This window comes from Gorillibacterium massiliense (assembly GCF_000455485.1).
GTDB lineage: Bacteria > Bacillota > Bacilli > Paenibacillales > NBRC-103111 > Gorillibacterium > Gorillibacterium massiliense.
The window spans coordinates 30,403-50,066 of record NZ_CBQR020000078.1 but is presented as its reverse complement, the minus strand read 5'-3'; the positions used below and the strand labels follow the sequence as shown (position 1 = coordinate 50,066).

General features: G+C 50.9%; 16 protein-coding genes and 1 pseudogene. 15 read left to right on the top strand and 2 right to left on the bottom strand.

From position 1 onward, the window contains the following. Positions 1-56 precede the first annotated feature (56 nt). Positions 57-1,187 carry a tRNA 2-thiouridine(34) synthase MnmA gene (gene mnmA, locus TJ79_RS09355; protein WP_040950045.1) on the bottom strand — a complete coding sequence of 377 codons (1,131 nt, stop codon included), beginning with the start codon at positions 1,185-1,187 and terminating at the stop codon, positions 57-59. A 416-nt stretch (positions 1,188-1,603) separates the two neighbouring features. Here mnmA and cymR point away from each other — a divergent pair, with 416 nt between their 5' ends. The 15 genes and pseudogenes from cymR to TJ79_RS09280 all read left to right on the top strand — a co-directional run bounded on the left by cymR (position 1,604) and on the right by TJ79_RS09280 (position 18,280). Further along, on the top strand, positions 1,604-2,023 hold the full coding sequence (gene cymR, locus TJ79_RS09350; RefSeq protein ID WP_040950037.1) for a cysteine metabolism transcriptional regulator CymR: 420 nt from the start codon (positions 1,604-1,606) through the stop codon (positions 2,021-2,023). 15 nt (positions 2,024-2,038) lie between these two features. After that, the gene (locus tag TJ79_RS09345) at positions 2,039-3,187 is read left to right on the top strand and encodes a cysteine desulfurase family protein (RefSeq protein WP_040950036.1); all 1,149 of its coding nucleotides are present in this window, start codon (positions 2,039-2,041) and stop codon (positions 3,185-3,187) included. Positions 3,188-3,233: 46 nt separating this feature from the next. After that, complete coding sequence (locus TJ79_RS09340) at positions 3,234-3,818, top strand: PRC-barrel domain-containing protein (RefSeq protein WP_155987825.1); 585 nt, start codon at positions 3,234-3,236, stop codon at positions 3,816-3,818. Positions 3,819-3,826: 8 nt separating this feature from the next. Then, positions 3,827-4,027, top strand: a complete 201-nt coding sequence (locus TJ79_RS09335) for a hypothetical protein (RefSeq protein WP_040950034.1) — start codon at positions 3,827-3,829, stop codon at positions 4,025-4,027. Between the two features lie 172 nt (positions 4,028-4,199). After that, a complete protein-coding gene (locus tag TJ79_RS09330; RefSeq protein ID WP_040950033.1) occupies positions 4,200-5,270 on the top strand; it encodes an AI-2E family transporter in 1,071 nt (356 codons plus the stop codon). Between the two features lie 480 nt (positions 5,271-5,750). After that, positions 5,751-8,378 carry an alanine--tRNA ligase gene (gene alaS / locus TJ79_RS09325; RefSeq protein WP_040950032.1) on the top strand — a complete coding sequence of 876 codons (2,628 nt, stop codon included), beginning with the start codon at positions 5,751-5,753 and terminating at the stop codon, positions 8,376-8,378. A 189-nt stretch (positions 8,379-8,567) separates the two neighbouring features. Then, positions 8,568-8,828: an IreB family regulatory phosphoprotein gene (locus tag TJ79_RS09320; protein ID WP_040950031.1), complete on the top strand. Its 261-nt coding sequence runs from the start codon at positions 8,568-8,570 to the stop codon at positions 8,826-8,828. A 19-nt stretch (positions 8,829-8,847) separates the two neighbouring features. Further along, complete coding sequence (ruvX, locus tag TJ79_RS09315; protein ID WP_040950030.1) at positions 8,848-9,264, top strand: Holliday junction resolvase RuvX; 417 nt, start codon at positions 8,848-8,850, stop codon at positions 9,262-9,264. Between the two features lie 8 nt (positions 9,265-9,272). Next, positions 9,273-9,584: a DUF1292 domain-containing protein gene (locus TJ79_RS09310; RefSeq protein WP_040950029.1), complete on the top strand. Its 312-nt coding sequence runs from the start codon at positions 9,273-9,275 to the stop codon at positions 9,582-9,584. Next, complete coding sequence (locus tag TJ79_RS09305) at positions 9,584-9,889, top strand: DUF1292 domain-containing protein (RefSeq protein WP_040950028.1); 306 nt, start codon at positions 9,584-9,586, stop codon at positions 9,887-9,889. The genes TJ79_RS09310 and TJ79_RS09305 overlap by 1 nt, the downstream gene beginning before the upstream one ends. A 90-nt stretch (positions 9,890-9,979) precedes the next feature. After that, on the top strand, positions 9,980-11,056 hold the full coding sequence (gene mltG, locus TJ79_RS09300) for an endolytic transglycosylase MltG (RefSeq protein ID WP_052339426.1): 1,077 nt from the start codon (positions 9,980-9,982) through the stop codon (positions 11,054-11,056). Between the two features lie 238 nt (positions 11,057-11,294). Next, positions 11,295-13,454 (top strand): methyl-accepting chemotaxis protein, encoded by a 2,160-nt coding sequence (locus TJ79_RS09295; RefSeq protein ID WP_040950027.1) that lies wholly within the window; start codon positions 11,295-11,297, stop codon positions 13,452-13,454. A 159-nt stretch (positions 13,455-13,613) separates the two neighbouring features. Beyond that, positions 13,614-14,546 (top strand): peptidase U32 family protein, encoded by a 933-nt coding sequence (locus TJ79_RS09290; protein WP_040950026.1) that lies wholly within the window; start codon positions 13,614-13,616, stop codon positions 14,544-14,546. A gap of 10 nt (positions 14,547-14,556) precedes the next feature. Then, positions 14,557-15,827: pseudogene (locus tag TJ79_RS28430) on the top strand (peptidase U32 family protein). A 311-nt stretch (positions 15,828-16,138) separates the two neighbouring features. After that, entirely contained in the window at positions 16,139-18,280 is a 2,142-nt protein-coding gene (locus TJ79_RS09280) for a methyl-accepting chemotaxis protein (RefSeq protein WP_238322917.1), read from the top strand. A gap of 79 nt (positions 18,281-18,359) precedes the next feature. Here TJ79_RS09280 and TJ79_RS09275 read toward each other — a convergent pair whose 3' ends face one another. Next, positions 18,360-19,541, bottom strand: coding sequence for a M20 family metallopeptidase (locus TJ79_RS09275; protein WP_040950025.1), 1,182 nt, complete (start codon positions 19,539-19,541; stop codon positions 18,360-18,362). Between the last annotated feature and the right edge of the window lie 123 nt (positions 19,542-19,664).

The following is a 19,664-nucleotide window of genomic DNA, read 5'->3' as shown; positions in this document are numbered from 1 at the left end:
CGCCCTCTTCACGCGTAAGTGAAGGGGCGTTTTCATGTTCAATGATCAAAAGCAACTTACTTCCGGGCCATAAAAGCTTCTTCCGTCACCTTGACGATACGATCGATGGTACCCCCGCCCAGGCAAATCTCCCCGTCATAGAAAACCACGGCTTGACCCGGGGTAATCGCCTTCTGCGGAACGTCGAAGACGACTTTGGCGCCGCCGTTCGGCAGCGGTTCTACGGTGACACCCTGGTCCGGTTGGCGGTAACGAAATTTGGCGGTGCAGCGGAAGGGAGCGTCTGGCGTCCGGCCGCTTACCCAATTGATGCCGTCTGCGTAGAGAGCTTCGGAATAGAGCCGCCAATTCCCTTCGCCTTGCACGACATAAAGGACATTCCGCTCCAAATCTTTGTCCGCTACAAACCATGGTTCTCCGGAACCGGTGCCGGAACCGCCGATGCCCAGACCTTGGCGCTGGCCTAGCGTATAATACATCAGCCCATCATGGCGGCCCTTCACTTCTTCTTCGTAAGTGCGCATTTCACCGGAACGAGCGGGAAGGTACTGGCTCAAGAACTCACGGAAGTTCCGTTCACCAATGAAGCAGACGCCGGTTGAGTCTTTTTTCTTGGCTGTCGCCAGTCCGGCAGCGGCGGCAATTTCCCGCACTTTCGGCTTGGGAAGATGACCGATGGGGAACATCGCTTTGGACAGCTGGTATTGATTTAAGGCGTTAAGGAAATAGGTTTGATCTTTGCCGGAATCAATCCCTCTCAACAGGCGAAAGCCTTCCGGACCTTCTTCGACTCGGGCGTAGTGGCCGGTGGCGATGTAATCGGCTCCCAGCTCCAGAGCCTTTTGCAGAAATTCGCCGAATTTGATCTCCCGGTTGCACATGACATCGGGATTGGGCGTCCGCCCTTTTGTATATTCATCGAGAAAATACGTGAACACCTTGTCGTAGTATTCTTTCTCGAAATTGACTGTATAGCAGGGAATGCCGATCTGGGCGCAAACCCGGCGAACGTCGGCGGCATCCTCTTCGGCGGTGCAGACGCCGTTCTCATCGGTGTCGTCCCAGTTTTTCATGAATATGCCGATTACTTCATAGCCCTGTTCCTTTAAGAGCAGAGCGGCAACGGAGGAATCGACGCCTCCGGACATCCCGAGCACGACCCGGGTGTCTTTGTTCGCTTTTGCCATGTTTCTTACCCTCACTTTCAGGTTGGAATCGGCCGCTGCATCAAACGGCGATCCCCAATCTATAAAAATGTACTCATTCGGCATGATGTCAATTTGCCTGAGCTTGTTAACCAATGGTTATTTGTTCAAGCGGCTTTGCCGTTTCTGCACTCATTCATCATCGCTAGAGGCGAACGAATGTGTGTCTATTGTAACACATCTCTTCAATGTTTTTCATGATTGTCCGCAGCATGGCGTTTTCAGAAAGCAGGGTTTATGATAGCATATATCCGATGGGGATAGTTAAATATTTTCCGATTCGATACAGAACCCGCAGGATTCAGCTGCTTAGAATGCTCAAAGTTGGGTAAAACTGATACTTATTATTCATCGTTCCCAGACTTAACCCCATAATGACAATAAATGAGGTGCCTTTTTTGAAAATTTCAACCAAAGGACGTTACGGTTTAACCATCATGATGGAGTTGGCTGCCCGCACTGGCGAGGGACCGACTTCGCTTAAAAGCATTGCTGAGAAGCATGGCTTGTCGGAGCATTACCTGGAGCAATTGATCGCCCCCCTTCGCAATGCCGGACTGGTCAAGAGCATTCGCGGCGCCTACGGCGGCTATATCCTTTCTAAAAGCGCAGAGCAGATCACTTCTGGAGATGTGATCCGGGTGCTGGAAGGGCCTATCAGTCCCGTTGATTTCACCGATGAAGACGACCCGGCCAAGCGTGACCTGTGGATGCGCATTCGCGACAGTATTGCCGAAGTATTGGACAACACTACCCTGCAGTCCTTGGTCTCGTTTAAAGACGAAGGCAAATATGACAACTACATGTTTTACATTTAATTTTAGGAGATCCGTATGAACACGCCTATTTATTTGGATCATGCCGCGTCGACGCCAACTGATCCCCGGGTGCTGGAGAGGATGCTGCCAATATTCACCGGAAGGTTCGGCAATCCTTCCAGCATTCATGCGTTTGGGCGGGATGCCCAAGCCGCTTTAACCGAAGCACGGGATAAAACCGCGGCTTTTTTTGGCGTCCGTTCAAGACAGCTCATCTTTACGAGCGGAGGAACGGAAAGCGACAATCTGGCCATTCTCGGAATGGGAGCTGCAAAAGAGTACCGCGGCCACGTCATCACCACGCAGATCGAGCATCATGCGGTGCTGCATGCCTGCCAGCGTCTGGAGCAGTTGGGCACCGCCGTCACCTATCTCCCTGTTGATCATACGGGCCGGGTAAGCGCTGAAGCCGTACGCGAGGCAATCCGCCCTGACACTTATCTGATTACCATTATGTATGGAAACAACGAAGTAGGAACGCTGCAGCCGATCGCGGAAATCGGAGCCATTGCCCGGGAAATGGGCATCCCGTTTCACTGCGACGCTGTGCAAGCTTTGGGGACGGAAGAAATCAAACCCGAGGAGCTTTCCGTCGATATGATGAGCTTTTCCGGCCATAAAATCGGCGGGCCGAAAGGTATTGGGGCTCTTTATTGCTCAGAAAAAATGAAACTGGTTCCCCAGCTTTACGGCGGGCTCCAGGAGCGGGGCAAGCGAGCCGGTACAGAAAATTTGCCGGGCATCGTCGGCTTTGCCGCTGCTCTTGAATTTGCTTTGGCCGATTTGCCGGAAAAACGCCGCAAACTTGAAAATATTCGCAGCCGTATGCTGGAGGAGTTAAGTAACCTTTTGCCTGCGGAAACCGTCATTATAAATGGAAATACCGATTACCGGCTGCCGCATATTCTGAACGTTAGCTTTCCCGGCGTTTCTTCGGAAAGCCTGCTGATGAATCTGGATTTGGGAGGCGTCGCCGCCTCCAGCGGTTCGGCCTGCACGTCGGGTTCTCTTGAACTGTCCCATGTTTTAAAGGCGATGCAGCTGCCTGAAGCGGTATTGCATTCAGCGGTGCGGTTCAGTTTTGCCGAGTCGACGACAGAGGAAGAAATTATTCGCGCGGCAGAAATTTGTGCAACCTCCGTGCGGCGAATACGTAAGGAATAGAACCGGCACTTTCTAAAACGCATAAGCCAGAACCTTTTTGCCCAAAATGACTCCGAAACGAGGGCCGGCTAGTTCCGGACCAGTAAAATTGGACGAAGAGGGGATGGATATGCGCAAAGCGCTGGATATCGTCGGACTTCCAGTCATCGATGTTCATACGGGAAACCGGGTCGGTGTCATCAAAGACATGGTCTTTAGTCAGAATCTTCAAGCGCTTGGTGTTTTATTGGAGACAAGAACGTGGCTCACTTCTCCGCGTTGGATCGAATGGGACCGGGTATCCGCCTTTGGCGAGGATGCAGTGCTTGTGCCAGAGGAAGATTTTCTTCTAGATTTCTTCGAAGAAGAAGAGACCTTCCAACTGCGCGATGGAAAACGAAAATGGATCGGACTCCCTGTTCTTACGAAGAATGGACAAGAAATTGGTGTCATCCAAGATGTTTACTTTGGTGAAAAAATGGATAAAAGAATAGTAGGCTTCGAAATATCTGAAGGCTTCCTGTCCGATGTAACGGAAGGCCGCAAGTGGCTCCCTTTTCCCGATGATGCGGTGAAAGGCGATGACGCGTTTATCGTGCCCGTTCATTACAGCCAGGAAGTAAAGCCATACATTAATTTGAAGAACGGGTGATACGAGAGATGCACTGTCCGAACTGCAATTCCAAGGATATCGGCAAAATCGGCTCGCACCAGTTTTACTGCTGGGGTTGCTACATTGAGCTGACGGTTAACGGCGATAAGATGTCCGTTTACCAAGTGGAAGAGGATGGAACGTTAAGCTCTTTGGACGATCTCTTTTTTGAGGATGTCGTGACGGAGCAGCCGATGCTTTTTAACTGATGCAAGCATAATAAGGAAAAGATGAACAAGCACCCGAGTTCCGGAAGCTGGATTGTCCGCCAAGCCCGCTTCCAAAACTCGGGTGCTATTGTTTTACGGACTTCCCGGGACTAGCCGGCAAATAATCCACATATACTGAAGGAGGGCCTGTCTGCCCTCTGGAGGTGAGCATGTGAGTTCATTAAATAACAATCGTTGGTTTCGCGCTCTAGTCCTGACACTGCTCGGACTTCTGGTCATCTACATGCTGCTTGAATTAAAGCCACTTTTTCTTAACCTTTACAAGTTCATCAGCGCGGTATTGGCGCCTTTTTTTATCGCCATCATCATCTCTTATGTCCTTAATCCCATCGTTTCTCTGCTCAATCAGCGCAAGGTGCCCCGCAGCATTGCGGTGCTGCTTATTTATGCTGCTTTTATCGCCTCGACCGCCGTCATCTTGATGAATCTGATTCCGATGTTCATCAAGCAACTGGAAGAATTAAACGAGCATTTGCCCCAGTTTACGGCCAGAGCGCAAGCCTTTATCTCGCAAGTCAACGAAAACCGACATCTTCCGGAGAGTGTGCGGACGGGCGTCAACAACTCCTTGATCAAAATGGAGACGGGCTTTTCCAGATGGATTTCCAACTACATTGACGGCTTGGGAAATACGCTTAACGCCTTGTTTATCGCTTTTATTATTCCGTTTTTGGCTTTCTACATCTTAAAGGACTTCAACACTATCCAGAAAGGGCTCCTGTCCGCCATCCCGAAAAAACACCGCAAGCATGCGGTGCGTCTCATCGGAGAGATTGACGAGGCTTTAGGTAGCTATGTCCGGGGACAGTTCCTCGTCTGTTTGATCGTCGGGATTCTGGCGTGGATCGGATACTGGATTATCGGCTTGCCCTATCCACTGCTGTTTGCCTCCGTTGTGGCGCTGACCAATATCATACCGTATCTCGGGCCGTATTTGGGAGCGGCTCCGGCATTGCTTTTTGCGGCTACTTTGTCCTGGAAAATGGTGCTGTACGTGGCGCTGGTAAACTGGCTGGTACAGCTATTGGAGGGCAACGTCATCTCGCCCCAGGTGGTGGGAAAAACGCTGCATATGCATCCCATGACCATCATCTTTGTACTCCTGGTGGGGGGCGAGCTGGCAGGAATAATGGGGCTCATTTTGGCGGTGCCTTTTTACGCGGTCATCAAAGTTTTCGTACAATATTTGTTTCAATACTATATCCGGCAAAAGACACCGTAGTATCCGCAGCTCGACGACCGATCTCCTGACCCCGCCAACATTGACATTTCCCTGAATCTCTGTTTATAATCGGTTGCAAGGATAAACGGCTGACGCCGTCCTTAAAGGACGAGCGACGTTTACTGTAGCGGCATAAGGCTAAGTATAGTGAAACGTATACTTTTTTATATAGTGAAAAAGCGTTGAAGAATAGTAAACGGTTGTTGCCCGTCCGGCAGAGAGAGAGCCCCGTTTGGACCATGAGCTTGTCCAATCGGCTGAAAGGGCTTTTCGGCGAAGGATGACCGGCGCCCTATTCGGAGCGTGGACGAACTCCACCGGTTGGACCCGTTAACGTCTGGCGAGGAGACTGCTTTTAGCCTACATGGGGCGAAAGGGCGGTAACCAGGGTGGTACCGCGATTGATGAAATCGTCCCTGCTTGGCAGGGGCGTTTTTTGTTTTTTTGGCTTACATATCCGATTTTGGGAGGAATACGATAATGAAAGCAAGCGAAATTCGCAGCAAATGGCTGCAATTTTTTGCCGAGAAAGGACATAACATTGAACCGAGCGCTTCGCTGGTTCCCCATAACGATCCGTCTCTCTTGTGGATCAACGCTGGGATGGCGCCGCTTAAGCCGTATTTCGACGGCCGCGTCAAGCCGGAAAATCCGCGGATCGTCAACGCCCAGAAGTGCATCCGCACCAACGATATCGAAAACGTGGGACACACCCGCCGTCACCACACCTTTTTCGAGATGCTGGGCAACTTCTCCATCGGCGATTACTTCAAAAAGGAAGCCATCACCTGGGCTTGGGAGTTCCTTACCGACCCGAAATGGATCGGTTTCGACCCGGAGCGCCTGTCCGTAACCATCTATAAGGAAGACGAAGAGGCCTTCGATCTGTGGCACAATAAGATCGGCCTGCCCGAGGAACGGATTTACAAGCTGGGTGACGATAACTTTTGGGATATCGGCGAAGGTCCCTGCGGACCCTGCACGGAAATTTTCTATGACCGTGGCGATGCTTACGGCGATCTGAACGATCCGGAATGCTGGCCTGGCGGAGAAAACGAACGCTTCCTGGAAGTATGGAATAACGTATTCTCCCAGTTCAACCACAACAAGGACGGCAGCTATACACCCCTGCCTAATAAAAACATCGATACCGGCGCCGGTCTGGAGCGCTTTGCTTCAATTTTGCAGGATGTGGATTCCAACTTCGACACGGATCTGTTCCAGCCGATCATCCAGAAAACCTGCCAATTAGCCAGCGTTAAGTATCATGAGAATGAGGAAACCGACGTCGCGCTGAAGATCATTGCCGACCACGTCCGTACCGTCGTCTTCGCCGTAGGCGATGGGGTGCTTCCGTCCAATGAGGGCCGCGGCTATGTCATTCGCAGGCTTTTGCGCCGTGCCGTCCGTTACGGAAAAGTATTGGGCATGGAAAAACCGTTCCTTTATACCTTGACGCCGGTGGTAGGCGAGATTATGGGTGTTTATTATCCTGAAGTAGTGGACAAGCAGGAGTTCATCGAGAAGGTCATTCGCACGGAGGAAGAGCGGTTCCACGAAACCTTGAGCGACGGCCTCGCCATTCTCTCTAACCTGGTCGAGAAAGCGAAGGCGGAAGGCAGCGGCATCATCGCCGGCGACGACGCCTTCAAGCTGTACGATACGTATGGGTTTCCCTTCGATCTGACGGAAGATTTCGTCCGCGAAGCCGGTTTTGGCGTCGATCGCGAAGGTTTCGATCGGGCGATGGACGAGCAGCGGGAACGGGCCCGTGCAGCCCGGCAGGAAACGGAGAGCATGAAGGTCCAGGGAGGTCCGCTCTCAGACTATCAGGATAAATCGGAATTTGTCGGATATACTGAGTGGATAACTCAGGCGAATGTCCAAACCATCGTATTCGGCAACGAAATGGTGGATCAGGTGGGAGCAGGAGAGGTGTGCTCCGTCATTCTCGATGTAACTCCTTTCTATGCTGAAAGCGGCGGCCAAGTCAGCGACCACGGAACCATTGAAAGCGCAAATGTCAAAGCTGTCGTTACGGATGTAGCCAAAGCTCCCCGCGGCCAGCACGTCATGACGGTTCGCGTGGATAGCGGTACTCTGCATGTTGGAGACAAAATCGTAGCCACTGTCGACCGCACCATGCGGGAGGACATCGTCAAGAACCACACCGCCACCCACTTGCTCCACAAGGCTCTTAAAGAAGTGCTGGGTGAGCACGTCAATCAAGCGGGTTCCCTTGTGGCGCCGGAGCGTCTGCGGTTTGACTTCTCCCATTTTGGTGGAGTTAGCCCAGAAGAATTGAAGCGGGTGGAGCATCTGGTCAATAACCAGATCTGGAATAACACCGAGCTGCGCATCGCTCAGAAGCCTATTGCGGAAGCGAAGGCAATGGGGGCCATGGCACTGTTCGGCGAAAAATACGGCGACATCGTACGGGTTGTGCGTGTCGGCGATTACAGCATCGAGCTTTGCGGCGGCTGCCACGTCAGCACCACAGCAGAGATCGGTTTGTTCAAAATCGCGAGTGAAGGCGGCATCGGATCCGGAATCCGCCGCATCGAAGCGGTAACCGGACGCCATGCCTATGACTATATGGAACAGCAGTTGGGTCTTCTGGAGCAATCTGCCGCTTTGCTGAAGGCTAATGTGGCCGACCTGCCGAAGCGCGTAGAAGGATTGCAGCAGCAATTGAAGGAGCTCGGCAGGGAGAACGAATCGCTGAAGGGCAAGCTGAGCCATGCCGAAGCTGGCAGCTTGACTGACAGTCTGCAAGAGATTGGCGGCGTGCCGCTCTTGACAGCCCAAGTGGGTGCAGCCGACATGGATTCTCTGCGTACCATTGTCGACGAGTTGAAGACGAAGCTTAGCTCCGCCGTCATCGTGTTGGGCTCTGCAGCTGGCGACAAGGTCAATCTGGTTGCTGCGGTAACGCCCGATTTGGTGGCTAAGGGCTTCCACGCCGGCAAGCTAGTCAAAGAAGCGGCTGCGGTTTGCGGAGGCGGCGGAGGCGGACGGCCGGATATGGCTCAAGCCGGCGGCAAGGATAGCGCAAAGCTGCCGGAAGCTCTGCGTCGTATCGAAGAGTTGGTAGCGCAAATGGCTTAGTTCAAATTTTCCTCAGTTCCGACGTTTCCACAGTTTCTATCTTTCGTTCAACCTATTTACTCGAACCTTTACCGAATAACCGAATTTTCGCGACTTATCGGTAAGAAGCCGCAAGTTAGCAGGATTTTTTTGCTGAGTCAAGAATATGTTAAGTATTGGGGAGCCAATCTTTTCCGGGAGGTGCCGGTTATGAATTCCATGGACAAGACAATGAAATTTAACGTAAAAGGGGACGGAGAAGAAACCTCCCCCCGGGAAGTGCTTCTATCTGTTTATGACGCGCTTCAGGAGAAGGGGTACAACCCGATCAACCAGATAGTGGGCTACCTGCTGTCCGGAGACCCGGCGTATATTCCGCGGCATAACAATGCGCGCAGCTTGATTCGGCGCAGAGAAAGGGACGAACTTATCGAAGAATTGGTCCGTTCCTACCTGAACCGAAACCGATAAAGGATACAGGAGCTGCTGCATGAGAATATTAGGTTTGGATTATGGCGATAAAACCATCGGAGTGGCGGTAAGCGACGAGATGGGATGGACGGCTCAAGGCGTGGAAGTAATCCGCCGCAAAAACGGCGAGAGCGACCTTGGCCGCCTCCGCCAGCTTGTCGACGAATACGGCGTAGAGGCATTCGTCCTCGGAATGCCGAAGAACATGAACGGCACCATCGGTCCCCGCGGTGAAGCCAGCATAGAATTTGCCGACATTTTGCGGGAAACTTTCGGTTTGCCCGTCCATTTATGGGACGAAAGATTGACTACCGTATCCGCGCATCGTACATTAATAGAAGCGGATGTCAGCCGAAAAAAGCGCAAACAAGTGGTGGATAAGCTGGCCGCGTCGTTCATTCTGCAAGGTTATCTCGATTCTATGACGAAGAGGTGAGGTTCACGATGGCAAACGATGATCTCAAAAACACGGACAACAACGAAGAGCCCGAAATCATTTACATCCCGGATGAAGACGGCAATGAAGAAGAATTTGAAGTCATCATGAAATTCGAGGTTGACGATTCGGATCGCAAGTACATGATGGTTGTTCCCGTGGACTCCGAGGATGAGGAATCGGATGAAGTGTACGCTTTCCGGTACGAAGAGGATGGCGACGATCTGAAGCTCTTTACCATCGAGGATGAAGAGGAATGGGACATTGTGGAAGAGACCTTCAACACCTTGATGGCGGAAGCTGAGGATGAGGAGAACTAATGGCAGCTTATGCGCTTAAAGACGTTGTCCCGCTACAATTGTTGAAGGATGCTTTCGGAGACGAAATCAAGCTGGAGGACGATGGCACGGAATCGCAGCCTTATCGCATTCTTGCCGAATTTTCCGTTGGCGGAGGAGAATACGCCATCCTGCAAAGCGCTGCTATGCAGAAGCATGATGAAGTTGAAGTATTCCGCATCGAGCGAGAATCGGACGGAACCTTGCAGCTTTCTATTGTAGAGGATAACGACGCATGGGAGGATCTTGTCGAGCTGTATGACGAGATGACCGTCTCCTTCGAGTAACGAACGATTTGAATAGGATTCAAGAGAGCGGCGGTTGTCGCTCTTTTTATTGCACTCTGTTGTGAGCGTTGTCTATAGGAGGATTTGTGCATGGAGGAAACGCGTCGTCCCCGTTTAGCTTGGAAAATATTTAAACTTTTCCTGGTTGTGCTGCTTGTAGCGTTCATCGCTGCGGCAGGCGGGGTTGCTTATGTTTGGAATGAACTGCAGCCTCCCCATAAAGGAGAAATGGTGAGTTTCACCATTCCCGCAGGTACAAGCAGCCGGGATATCGCCGATACCCTTGAAACGAAGGGGATCGTCAAGAATGGCAGCTTTTTCTGGCTTTATCTAAAATACAAAGGCGAAGGCGCCCGGTTCCAAGCCGGAGAGTATGAGATGACGCCGGGTATGACCTTGAACGAGGTCATCGGCAAGTTGAACCGGGGTGAGACGGTCAAGGAAGAAACCATCCATTTTACGGTGCCGGAAGGGTATACGTTGGAGCAGGTTGCCAAGAAGCTGGAAGAGCAAAATGCGGTGAGTGCGACCGCCTTCCTGCAGCTGGCGGACAAGCCGCCGACGGCGCTATCCGAAGTGCTGGCTGGGCCGCTGCCAACGGACAATCAGGTTCGCCATAAGCTGGAGGGGTACCTTTTTCCGGAAACCTACGAAATGAAAAAAGGCAGCACGGCTGAGGACATCATGGAACGGATGGCGGAGGAACTGAAGAACAAGCTGAGTGCGATTCCCGACTTTGATTCGCGTTTGAAAGCCCGGGGACTGACTTTGCATGAACTTCTGACGGTCGCTTCTCTCGTTGAAAAGGAATCTGCCGTTAAAGAAGAAAGCCCGATGATTGCTGGTGTAATCTATAACAGACTGAAGGCGAAGATGCGCTTAGAAATCGACGCCACCGTCCAATATGCGCTGCCCGAATATAAGGAGCGTTTGTTTGAGGCGGATTTGAAGACCGAAAGCCCCTACAACACGTACCTGCACGACGGGCTTCCCCCAGGTCCCATCGCGAACCCGGGACTCGATTCCATCGAAGCGGCGCTGTCGCCGAAAGACAGCAAGTATTTATTTTATGTCACGAAAAAAGATGGCTCCCGCACTCATCTGTTCGCGGAAACCTACGAGCAGCATTTGAAGAACATCGAAGAGAGTAAGAAAACGGCGAAATAATCGTCCTGACAGCTGATATACCCGGTTATCGAAACTGCCGCGTTTGCGGCAGTTTTTTTCGTTTCGGAAAAGGAATTATGAAAACGCTGTCGAATTTACTCCCTTTGACTCGAAGAAACAGAGACCATGAGACAATCTAGGAAAGGGGCAACAACTCGAAAAAACGTAGCCGTTCAGGCAAAATACCGGTAAATGAGGGGTTCATCGTGATCAACTTACATACAGGATGGTGTCATCTATGAGCAAATTGGGGCAACGGACAAAAAAATCGCTTCCCGAGACGAAAAAGACTGTAAGCATGCAAAGCGAAACTGGAGTTGGATTACTAGGCAAAGCTCGGGGTATCAGCTTCAACCCGTTGCATTCTGTTGGAATGAAGCTGTTCCTTATTGTTTTCTGCTGCATGGTCGCCCTTGTTTATGCTGTGGGAATATTTTCCTACAACGAATCTAAAAAAATCATTGAAAACAAAGTTTCCGGGACAACTGCGCAAACCGTCGACCAGTTGGCAAGCAAACTGGAACTGGCTTTCCGCTTTTATGAGGATTTGAGCCTTCAGCTCCTGACGGATAAAGATTTGGGTACAAAGATTACGTCGGTTCAAGGCAAAGACGTGGGCACCTTCGATAAATTTTCTATGATCACCGCGATCAAAGATAAAATCAATGCCTTCACTATCGGCGGCAATAACGGAATCGATGTAGCCGATATCATTTTAATGAACGGGGAGCCGGTCAATACCGTGAAGCCGGAGAACGGCTTTCTCGATTTGGATTGGTTCAAGCAGATTGTCGCTGCGGAAGGTCGAGTCGTTTGGCTGGATACGCGGCAAGGCGGTTATCTGAGCAAAAGTCAAAACGCCTCCAAGGATGAAAACTATATCGCAATGGGCAGGCTGTTGAAATACAACGGTGGAAAGCAGGGGGGAGCGGTAGTTGTTTTTGATATTCCGCTCACCTATTTGGAAAATTCGTACCTGCAAGGTGTCTCGATGGGAGATGCCGGCGATGTGCTTATTTTGAATGATCAAGGCCAAGTCATCCGCTCCACACACTCCGAAATCGTAGGAAAGCCTTCGGGAATCACCCTTTCATCGGAGGATAAGGCCTCTAGTCTGAAGGGAGCTGTTGTCGCCCGAGACAAGGTAGATGGCGCGGCTTATCTAAATGTCTTCAAAAAGATGAATACCAGCGGTTGGACCGTGCTGGCAAAGGCATCCGTTGCGGAATTGACTAAAGAAACGAGTAAAATCAAAGACATTACAATGATTAGCGCCTTCGCGTCAATGGTGATCGCTGCTGTTGTCGGCCTAATCATCGCCTTGATGGTCGGTCGGCCCCTGCGGATTTTGCGTGAACGAATGCAAGCAGGTGCCAAAGGTGATCTTACCGTACGCACCGCTTTCCGCTCCAAAGACGAAATCGGGCAGGTCGGCTCTAGCTTCAACGTCATGATGGAGCAGATTACCGGACTCGTCCAACAGACAACCCGGTCCGCAGCGGAAGTACTTTCTACCTCCGCGGAACTTTTGAGTGCGTCGAAGCAAACGACGACTTCAGCGCGGGAAATTGCCATCGCTACGGAAGAGATAGCCAGTGGGGCTTCCAGTTTGGCGCTGGAAGCGGAGAAAGGAAACATGCTGACCCAAGAGATCGGCAGCCGGATGAAGGAGGTTGTCGTAGCCAATACGGAGATGAGGGATGCGGCGGGTACGGTGCAAAACGCCAGTCAGCAAGGCTCCCTAACCATGATGGATCTGACGGCAAAAACATCATCGGCAGAGACCATGATCCGCTCCTTGGTGGAGAAAGTCGAAAGCCTGAAATCGAGTACGGTTTCCATTCGAAAAATTCTCGATCTCCTTACCAATCAGACTAAGCAAACCAATATTTTGTCGCTTAATGCGGCGATCGAAGCCGCCCGGGCTGGGGCAGCCGGTAGAGGCTTCATGGTAGTTGCCGATGAAATCCGCAAGCTGGCGGAGCAGTCAAAGGAGAATATCGGCTATGTTGGAGAAATCACCGAAACGATTCAAGAGGAAATCGGGGAAACCGTCGATGTCCTTTCCGAAGCCTATCCGGTATTTCAACAGCAGATCCTGACCGTCGCGGCTGTAGACGGCATCTTCAAGCAAGTGCAGAGCAGCATGGACGGCTTCGGTCAGCGGCTTTCGGAAGTTTCAGATTCCGTTGGCAACCTGGAATTTACTCAGCAGGAACTGACCGGCTCTATGACCAACGTCAGTGCCGTATCAGAGGAATCATCGGCAACGTCCCAAGAGGTGGCTTCCCTCAGTACGGAACAGCTTGGCGTCAGCGAGGCCCTCACCAATCTGGCGGAAAAGCTGGAGCAGCTCTCCGTCTCCTTGCAGGAAAGCTTGCGCGTTTTCAAAATATAAGAAAAAATTTATCGATGAACAATCAATAAAGACAGACCGCCTTTAGAGGAAAAAAAGCCGCGATTCGCGGCTTTTTTTTATTCCCGGGGTTTTCCGTTCGCGGTCGAGTGTGAGATTTGTTATACTAAAAGATATGTCTTGCAATTGAGGTGATTTGCTATGCTGAAAAAACCGGAACTGCTGGCGACGGCAGGTACAATAGAAGAGCTTACACAAGTTCTGAAGGCAGGGGCGGACGCTGCTGTCATCGGCAACGATGTCTTCGGCATGCGGCTGAAAGGCAGCTTCTCCGTTGATGATATTCGTAACGCGGTGGATATCGCCCACGCTCTAGGCGCAAAAATTTATATAAACGCCAACGGAATCATGGAGAATCAAGTGCTGGATGAGCTGCCGGGATTCATCCGGGATATCCATGCCGCCGGAGCGGATGCCCTCTTGTTCGGCGACCCCGCCGTGATTTTCTCCATGAAAGAAGCTGGGGTTCAATTGCCACTCCACTGGAACGGGGAAATGACCACAACCAACTACGAGACGGCCAATTATTGGGGAAAGCGCGGAGCGGTGCGCGCTGTTCTGGCTCGGGAGTTGAATATGGACGAAGTGCTGGAGTTCAAGGCAAACGCTCAGGTTGAGGTGCAGGTTCAAGTGCATGGGGCGACGAACATCTATCACTCCAAACGCAATTTGCTCCAGCATTATGGCAACCATCTGGGTGCAGGCGCGCAGGTGACGGATTTATCCCAGGAACGCGGTTTGTTCCTAATCGAGGCAGAGCGTCAGGATGAGCGATTCCCGGTTTTTGAAGACCGAAGCGGGATGCATATCATGAGTTCTGAGGATATTTGCATGTTGGAGAATTTGAACGAGTTGATCGAAGCCGGAATCGACAGCTTGTGGATCGAGGGGCTGCTGAAAAGCCCACTCTATAACGAAACAGTCGTCTCCCTTTACCGCAAGGCCATTGATGCTTATTGCACCAACCCGGAAGGTGATTGGTACGATCCTGCATGGGTGGAGCAAATCGAAGCCATGCAGCCTGCGGAACGGCCGCTTTCCTTCGGATTTTTCTACAAAGATCAAGTGTATTGAGGTGAATCCCATGAGTGTGAATATGAATGAACAAATGCAAACAATCATAGATAAGAAAACAAGACAAACCGAGCTGTTGGCTCCTGCCGGCAGTCTGGAGAAGCTTAAATTCGCCGTGCGCTACGGCGCCGATGCGGTATACATCGGGGGACAAAAATACGGTCTTCGCTCGGGTGCCGACAATTTCACCTTCGACGAGATGCGGGAAGGGGTTGAATTTGCCTCCCGGTACGGCGCAAAAGTGTTTGTGGCTGCGAATATCATCGCGCATAACGAAGACATTGCCGGCATCGCCAACTATATGCGCTCGTTGCAGGACGCTGGAGTAGCCGCCATTATCGTAGCCGACCCCATCATCATCGAAACCTGCAAAAAAGCGGCGCCGAAGCTGGAGGTGCACCTCAGCACCCAGCAGTCCACCGTAAACTGGCGGGCGGTGCAATATTGGAAGGATGAAGGCGTGGACCGGGTCGTTCTTGGCCGGGAAGCATCATTAGCCGATATTCGAGAGATCAAAAGCAGGGTGGACATCGAGATCGAAACCTTCGTGCACGGTGCCATGTGTAGTTCCTGGTCCGGTCGCTGCGTACTGTCCAACCACTTTACAGATCGGGATTCCAATCGGGGCGGCTGCTGCCAATCGTGCCGTTGGAAGTACGATTTGTTTTCGGAAGAGGATGCTCATCTTTACGGACAACATGAGGAGGATCCTTTTGCCAGTGGGAGCGAAGGACCTGTGCATGATCGAGCACATTCCTCAGTTGATCGAAGCGGGCATTGACAGCTTACAAAATCGAAGGACGAATGAAGAGCATCCACTATGTGTCGACGGTTACCGGAGCGTACCGGCAAGCGATTGACGCTTATTTGCGCGATCCGGAAGGCTACAAGCTTAACCCGCGGCTGCTGGAGGAAATCCATAAGGCGGCGAACCGGCCGCTTAATACCGGCTTTTATTTTGACGAGCCTGGGCACGAGGACCATATTTATGGCGCGGAAGACAAATTGGCACCTTATGATTTTGCCGGTTTGGTGACGGGGTATGACCCGTTGACGGGAATTGCCACGATCCAGCAGAGGAACCATTTCAAACCCGGCCAGGAAGTGGAGTTTTTCGGTCCCGGCGGAACGTTCTTCAAACAAACCGTTGGCGCCCTACAGGATGAAAAAGGCAATACCCTCGACGCGGCAAGGCATCCGCTGCAGAAAGTCAGGTTTGCCGTTGATCAACCCTTGCATGAATTCGATATGATGCGCAAACGTATCGGTGCAAATAGATAGAGACAATCAGATGAAAGATGAATAATTTGTGAAATATTGTAAAAAATTGTAAATCACCCGCGAAAGCGGGTTTTTTTATTTCTTAACGAAAAGGAAATAAAAAAGACCTGTCGAATCTAATTCTTTAGATAGAATGAGTCTCACTCACGTAGCTGACGACGTTCAACGGAAGAAGGGGTAACAGAATATCCAATGTGCCTTTTTGACCCCATAGTCAGACGTTATTCCAGGTTGTCAAAAGGTGCTTTTCTTTGTCTCTTTATGAGGAATTTCGGGAACGGTGACTAATTTATTTTCAGGACGGTGGCACAATGAGTAGATCAGTGCGGAATTCAAAGAATGCGCTTTCAAAGCAGGGGAAGGTCAAAAGCAAGTCGATTATGCCGAGCATCGAGTCGATGAGTTCCAGCGGTTTTAGTATGAATCCGCTGCGTTCTGTAGGCATGAAGCTGTTTCTCATCATTTTTTTATTTATGGTCGGACTCGTTCTAGTTGTCGGGTTGTCCTCCTACAACCAATCCAAAAAGATTATCGCGGATAAGGTTTCGGAAACGACGAGCCAAACGGTCGATCAGTTGGCGAACAAGCTGGAGCTGGCTTTCCGTTTCTACGAGGATTTGAGCTTGCAGCTCCTGACGGATAAAGATTTTTCCGAGAAGCTCGTCACGGTACAAGATCCGCAAACTGAAACCTTCGACCGTTTTACGGCTACGAAGGATATTCAGGACAAGATGCTCTCTTATACAGTAGGCGGACAAAATGGGATTTCGACGGCGGATTTGATTTTGTCCAACGGGGACCCAGTAAACTCTGTAAAGCCAGATGACAGTTATAAGGAGCAAGATTGGTATAAGAGGATCATGGACGCGGATGGAAAGGTCGTATGGCTTGAATCCAAGGATGGCGGCTATCTAGCCGGCAGTTCCAAGACCGGTAAATTCCTAGCTATGGGCAGACTCCTGAAAAATACCCTTGGTTCAACAGGCAATGCCGTTGTCATTTATGAGATTCCCCTCAGCTACATCGAAAAATCCTATCTTCAGGGACTCTCAATGGGGGATAGCGGAGATGTGCTGATTCTGAATGATCAGGATCAAATCATTCGTTCGGGGAACGCCGAGAATGTAGGCAAAGTCTCTGATATCAAGATCAAAGATAAAGATGCAAGTCTGGAAGGGGCAGTTGCAAGCAAAGATAGCTCCAGCGGCAGCGAGCGCTTAAATGTTTATAAAAAGATGTCGAAGAGCGGATGGACGGTTGTTGCAACAGCTTCCGTCTCCGAATTGACAAAGGAAACCGCGAAAATTAAAAATATTACCATTATAAGTACATTGGTAGCCATTCTGGTGGCGGTGGTTGTCGGAATATTTGTTGCTTACATGATCGGCAGACCGCTAAGGAATCTTCGCAGCCGGATGCAAGAAGGGGCTAAAGGAAATTTAACGATCCGCACTTCGTTTAAATCGAAAGACGAAATTGGACAGGTTGGCATAAGCTTCAATCAGATGATGGAACAGATCACAAAGCTGGTTGAGCAAACGACTCAATCTGCTACCGAGGTTTTGGATACTTCCGCCCAGTTGCTTAAAGCTTCCAAGCAAACAACAACTTCGGCGCGGGAGATCGCCGTCGCTACGGAGGAAATTGCGGGAGGCGCTTCCAGCTTGGCGTTGGAGGCAGAGAAAGGCAACCATTTGACTCATGAAATTGGCACCCGGATGCATGGGGTAGTGGAAGCCAACCTGGAAATGAAGGAAGCGGCAACTGTTGTACAGCAAGCCAGCAAGCAAGGTTCCTTGACCATGGCCGATTTGACGACGAAAACCTCGTCAACCGAAGAGATGACTCGTTCCATGGTGGATAAGGTGGAACACCTTAAGCAAAGCACCGTTTCCATTCGGAAGATTCTCGATTTGCTCATCAATCAAACGAAACAGACGAACATTCTGTCGTTGAATGCAGCCATTGAAGCAGCACGTGCCGGAACGGCAGGCAAAGGGTTTATGGTCGTAGCCGACGAAATTCGCAAGCTGGCAGAGCAATCGAAAGAGAATATCGGCTATGTCGGGGAAATTACCGAAACGATCCAGAAGGAAATCGACGAAACCGTTCTTGTTCTCTCTGAAGCCTATCCGATCTTCCAAGAACAGATTCAATCCGTTTCCGCCGTCGACGCCATTTTCCGCCAGGTGCAAAATAGCATGCACGGCTTTGAGCTGCAGTTGTCGGAAGTATCCGAATCCGTAGGCAAACTGGAGATCACCCAGCGGGAGCTGACCACTTCGATGAGCAATGTCAGCGCGGTCTCTGAAGAATCTTCTGCTACTTCCGAAGAGGTGGCATCGCTTAGTACGGAGCAGCTTGGCGTCAGCGAAGCGCTGACCAATCTCGCTGAAAATCTGGAACGGTTGTCGACATCTTTGAAGCAAAGCTTGGCTGTTTTCAAAATCTAAAATCAATATCACCAAAAATGAAAAGGCTTCTGTTCCCATCGACTGAATCGTTGGAACAGAAGCCTTTTTTCATGCTCGTTTATTCCTGGGGATTTTGAAGGGACCAAGCGAACTCGTCTTTGATACGCTGCATCAAATCCGGACGGGTCATGACTTCATAAGCAGATAGGGCGAGGGCTTTGGCACCCAGCAGCATGCCGTCAAAAGCTTTCGGCAGCATCGCCGCATCGCGAAATTCCGGCGTGTGCAGGGAATAATCTCCATCCGCGACTTTTACATACGGATGTACGGCGGGACAGCGGCGGGATACGTTGCCGAGATCGAGAGAGCCGCTGTCTTTGCGGGGCTCCTGAATCGCACCCGATGAGACGCCCAGATATTCCAGGCTTTGTGTAAATAGCTCCGAAAGGGCGCTGTTGGTGATTAGCTCATCGTAGGAGAGCTGATAATGAAACGACTCCATCCGGCAGCCGGTTTGCAGCGCGGCTCCTTCTGCGCAGCGCAGCACCTTTTGCACAGTCTCATTGGTGAAAGGGCGATTAGCGGAACGGACGTAGAACTGTGCTGAGGCATAGTCGGGAATAATATTAGGCGCTTTGCCGCCATTTGCGACAATACCGTGGATGCGGACGTGGCTGGGCAGTTGCTGGCGCAGGGCGCTCACGGCATTGAACAACTGAATAATGCCATCCAGTGCGTTGATTCCCTCATGCGGACTAGCGGCGGCGTGGGCGGCTTTGCCGTGAAAGTCGAATTGCAGGGCATCCATAGCCAGTGAGGTTCCCGATTTTACGTGAGAATGGTAGGGATGCGCCATCATTGCGGCATCGACGTCGTCAAACATTCCGGCATCCGCCATAAGTACTTTGGCACCCTCCGTTTCCTCCGCAGGTGTGCCGTATACCCGAATCGTTCCGCCGATTTCGTCTATGACTGCCTTGAGACCGACAGCGGCAGCAAGTCCCATCGCTGCGATTAGATGGTGGCCGCAGGCGTGGCCCAATTCAGGCAGTGCGTCGTACTCGCATAGGAAGGCAATGACGGGACCCGGCTTGGATGATGCATAAGAGGCGATAAACGCGGTAGGAATCCGCAGCGGTTCTTTTTCAATATGGAATCCAAATTTTGTAAATTCATCAATAAGCCGTGAAGAAGCGAGAAATTCTTCATTTCCTAATTCAGGATGCGATCCAATGAATTTCGCGGTTTCGGTTATGACGCCTGAGTGAGCTTCAATTGCTTCAATAATCTTGTTTTTCAACGTTTTTGCAGCTCCTTTTTAAACAGAAATAAATTGTATAACGTTTCAATTGCAGTGATTGGTTTTATAAATATTGTAAGTATGTGGATAGAGCTTTACGAGTAATTTTGCGAAATCGTTACG

Coding starts and splice junctions, on each gene's coding strand:
- TJ79_RS09335 (WP_040950034.1), top strand. CDS start 3,827: ATGCACTGTCCGAACTGCAATTCCAAGGATATCGGCAAAATCGGCTCG.
- alaS (WP_040950032.1), top strand. CDS start 5,751: ATGAAAGCAAGCGAAATTCGCAGCAAATGGCTGCAATTTTTTGCCGAG.
- ruvX (WP_040950030.1), top strand. CDS start 8,848: ATGAGAATATTAGGTTTGGATTATGGCGATAAAACCATCGGAGTGGCG.
- TJ79_RS09305 (WP_040950028.1), top strand. CDS start 9,584: ATGGCAGCTTATGCGCTTAAAGACGTTGTCCCGCTACAATTGTTGAAG.
- TJ79_RS09295 (WP_040950027.1), top strand. CDS start 11,295: ATGAGCAAATTGGGGCAACGGACAAAAAAATCGCTTCCCGAGACGAAA.
- mnmA (WP_040950045.1), bottom strand. CDS start 1,187: ATGGCAAAAGCGAACAAAGACACCCGGGTCGTGCTCGGGATGTCCGGA.
- TJ79_RS09345 (WP_040950036.1), top strand. CDS start 2,039: ATGAACACGCCTATTTATTTGGATCATGCCGCGTCGACGCCAACTGAT.
- TJ79_RS09310 (WP_040950029.1), top strand. CDS start 9,273: ATGGCAAACGATGATCTCAAAAACACGGACAACAACGAAGAGCCCGAA.
- mltG (WP_052339426.1), top strand. CDS start 9,980: ATGGAGGAAACGCGTCGTCCCCGTTTAGCTTGGAAAATATTTAAACTT.
- TJ79_RS09320 (WP_040950031.1), top strand. CDS start 8,568: ATGAATTCCATGGACAAGACAATGAAATTTAACGTAAAAGGGGACGGA.
- TJ79_RS09340 (WP_155987825.1), top strand. CDS start 3,234: ATGACTCCGAAACGAGGGCCGGCTAGTTCCGGACCAGTAAAATTGGAC.
- TJ79_RS09290 (WP_040950026.1), top strand. CDS start 13,614: ATGCTGAAAAAACCGGAACTGCTGGCGACGGCAGGTACAATAGAAGAG.
- TJ79_RS09280 (WP_238322917.1), top strand. CDS start 16,139: ATGAGTAGATCAGTGCGGAATTCAAAGAATGCGCTTTCAAAGCAGGGG.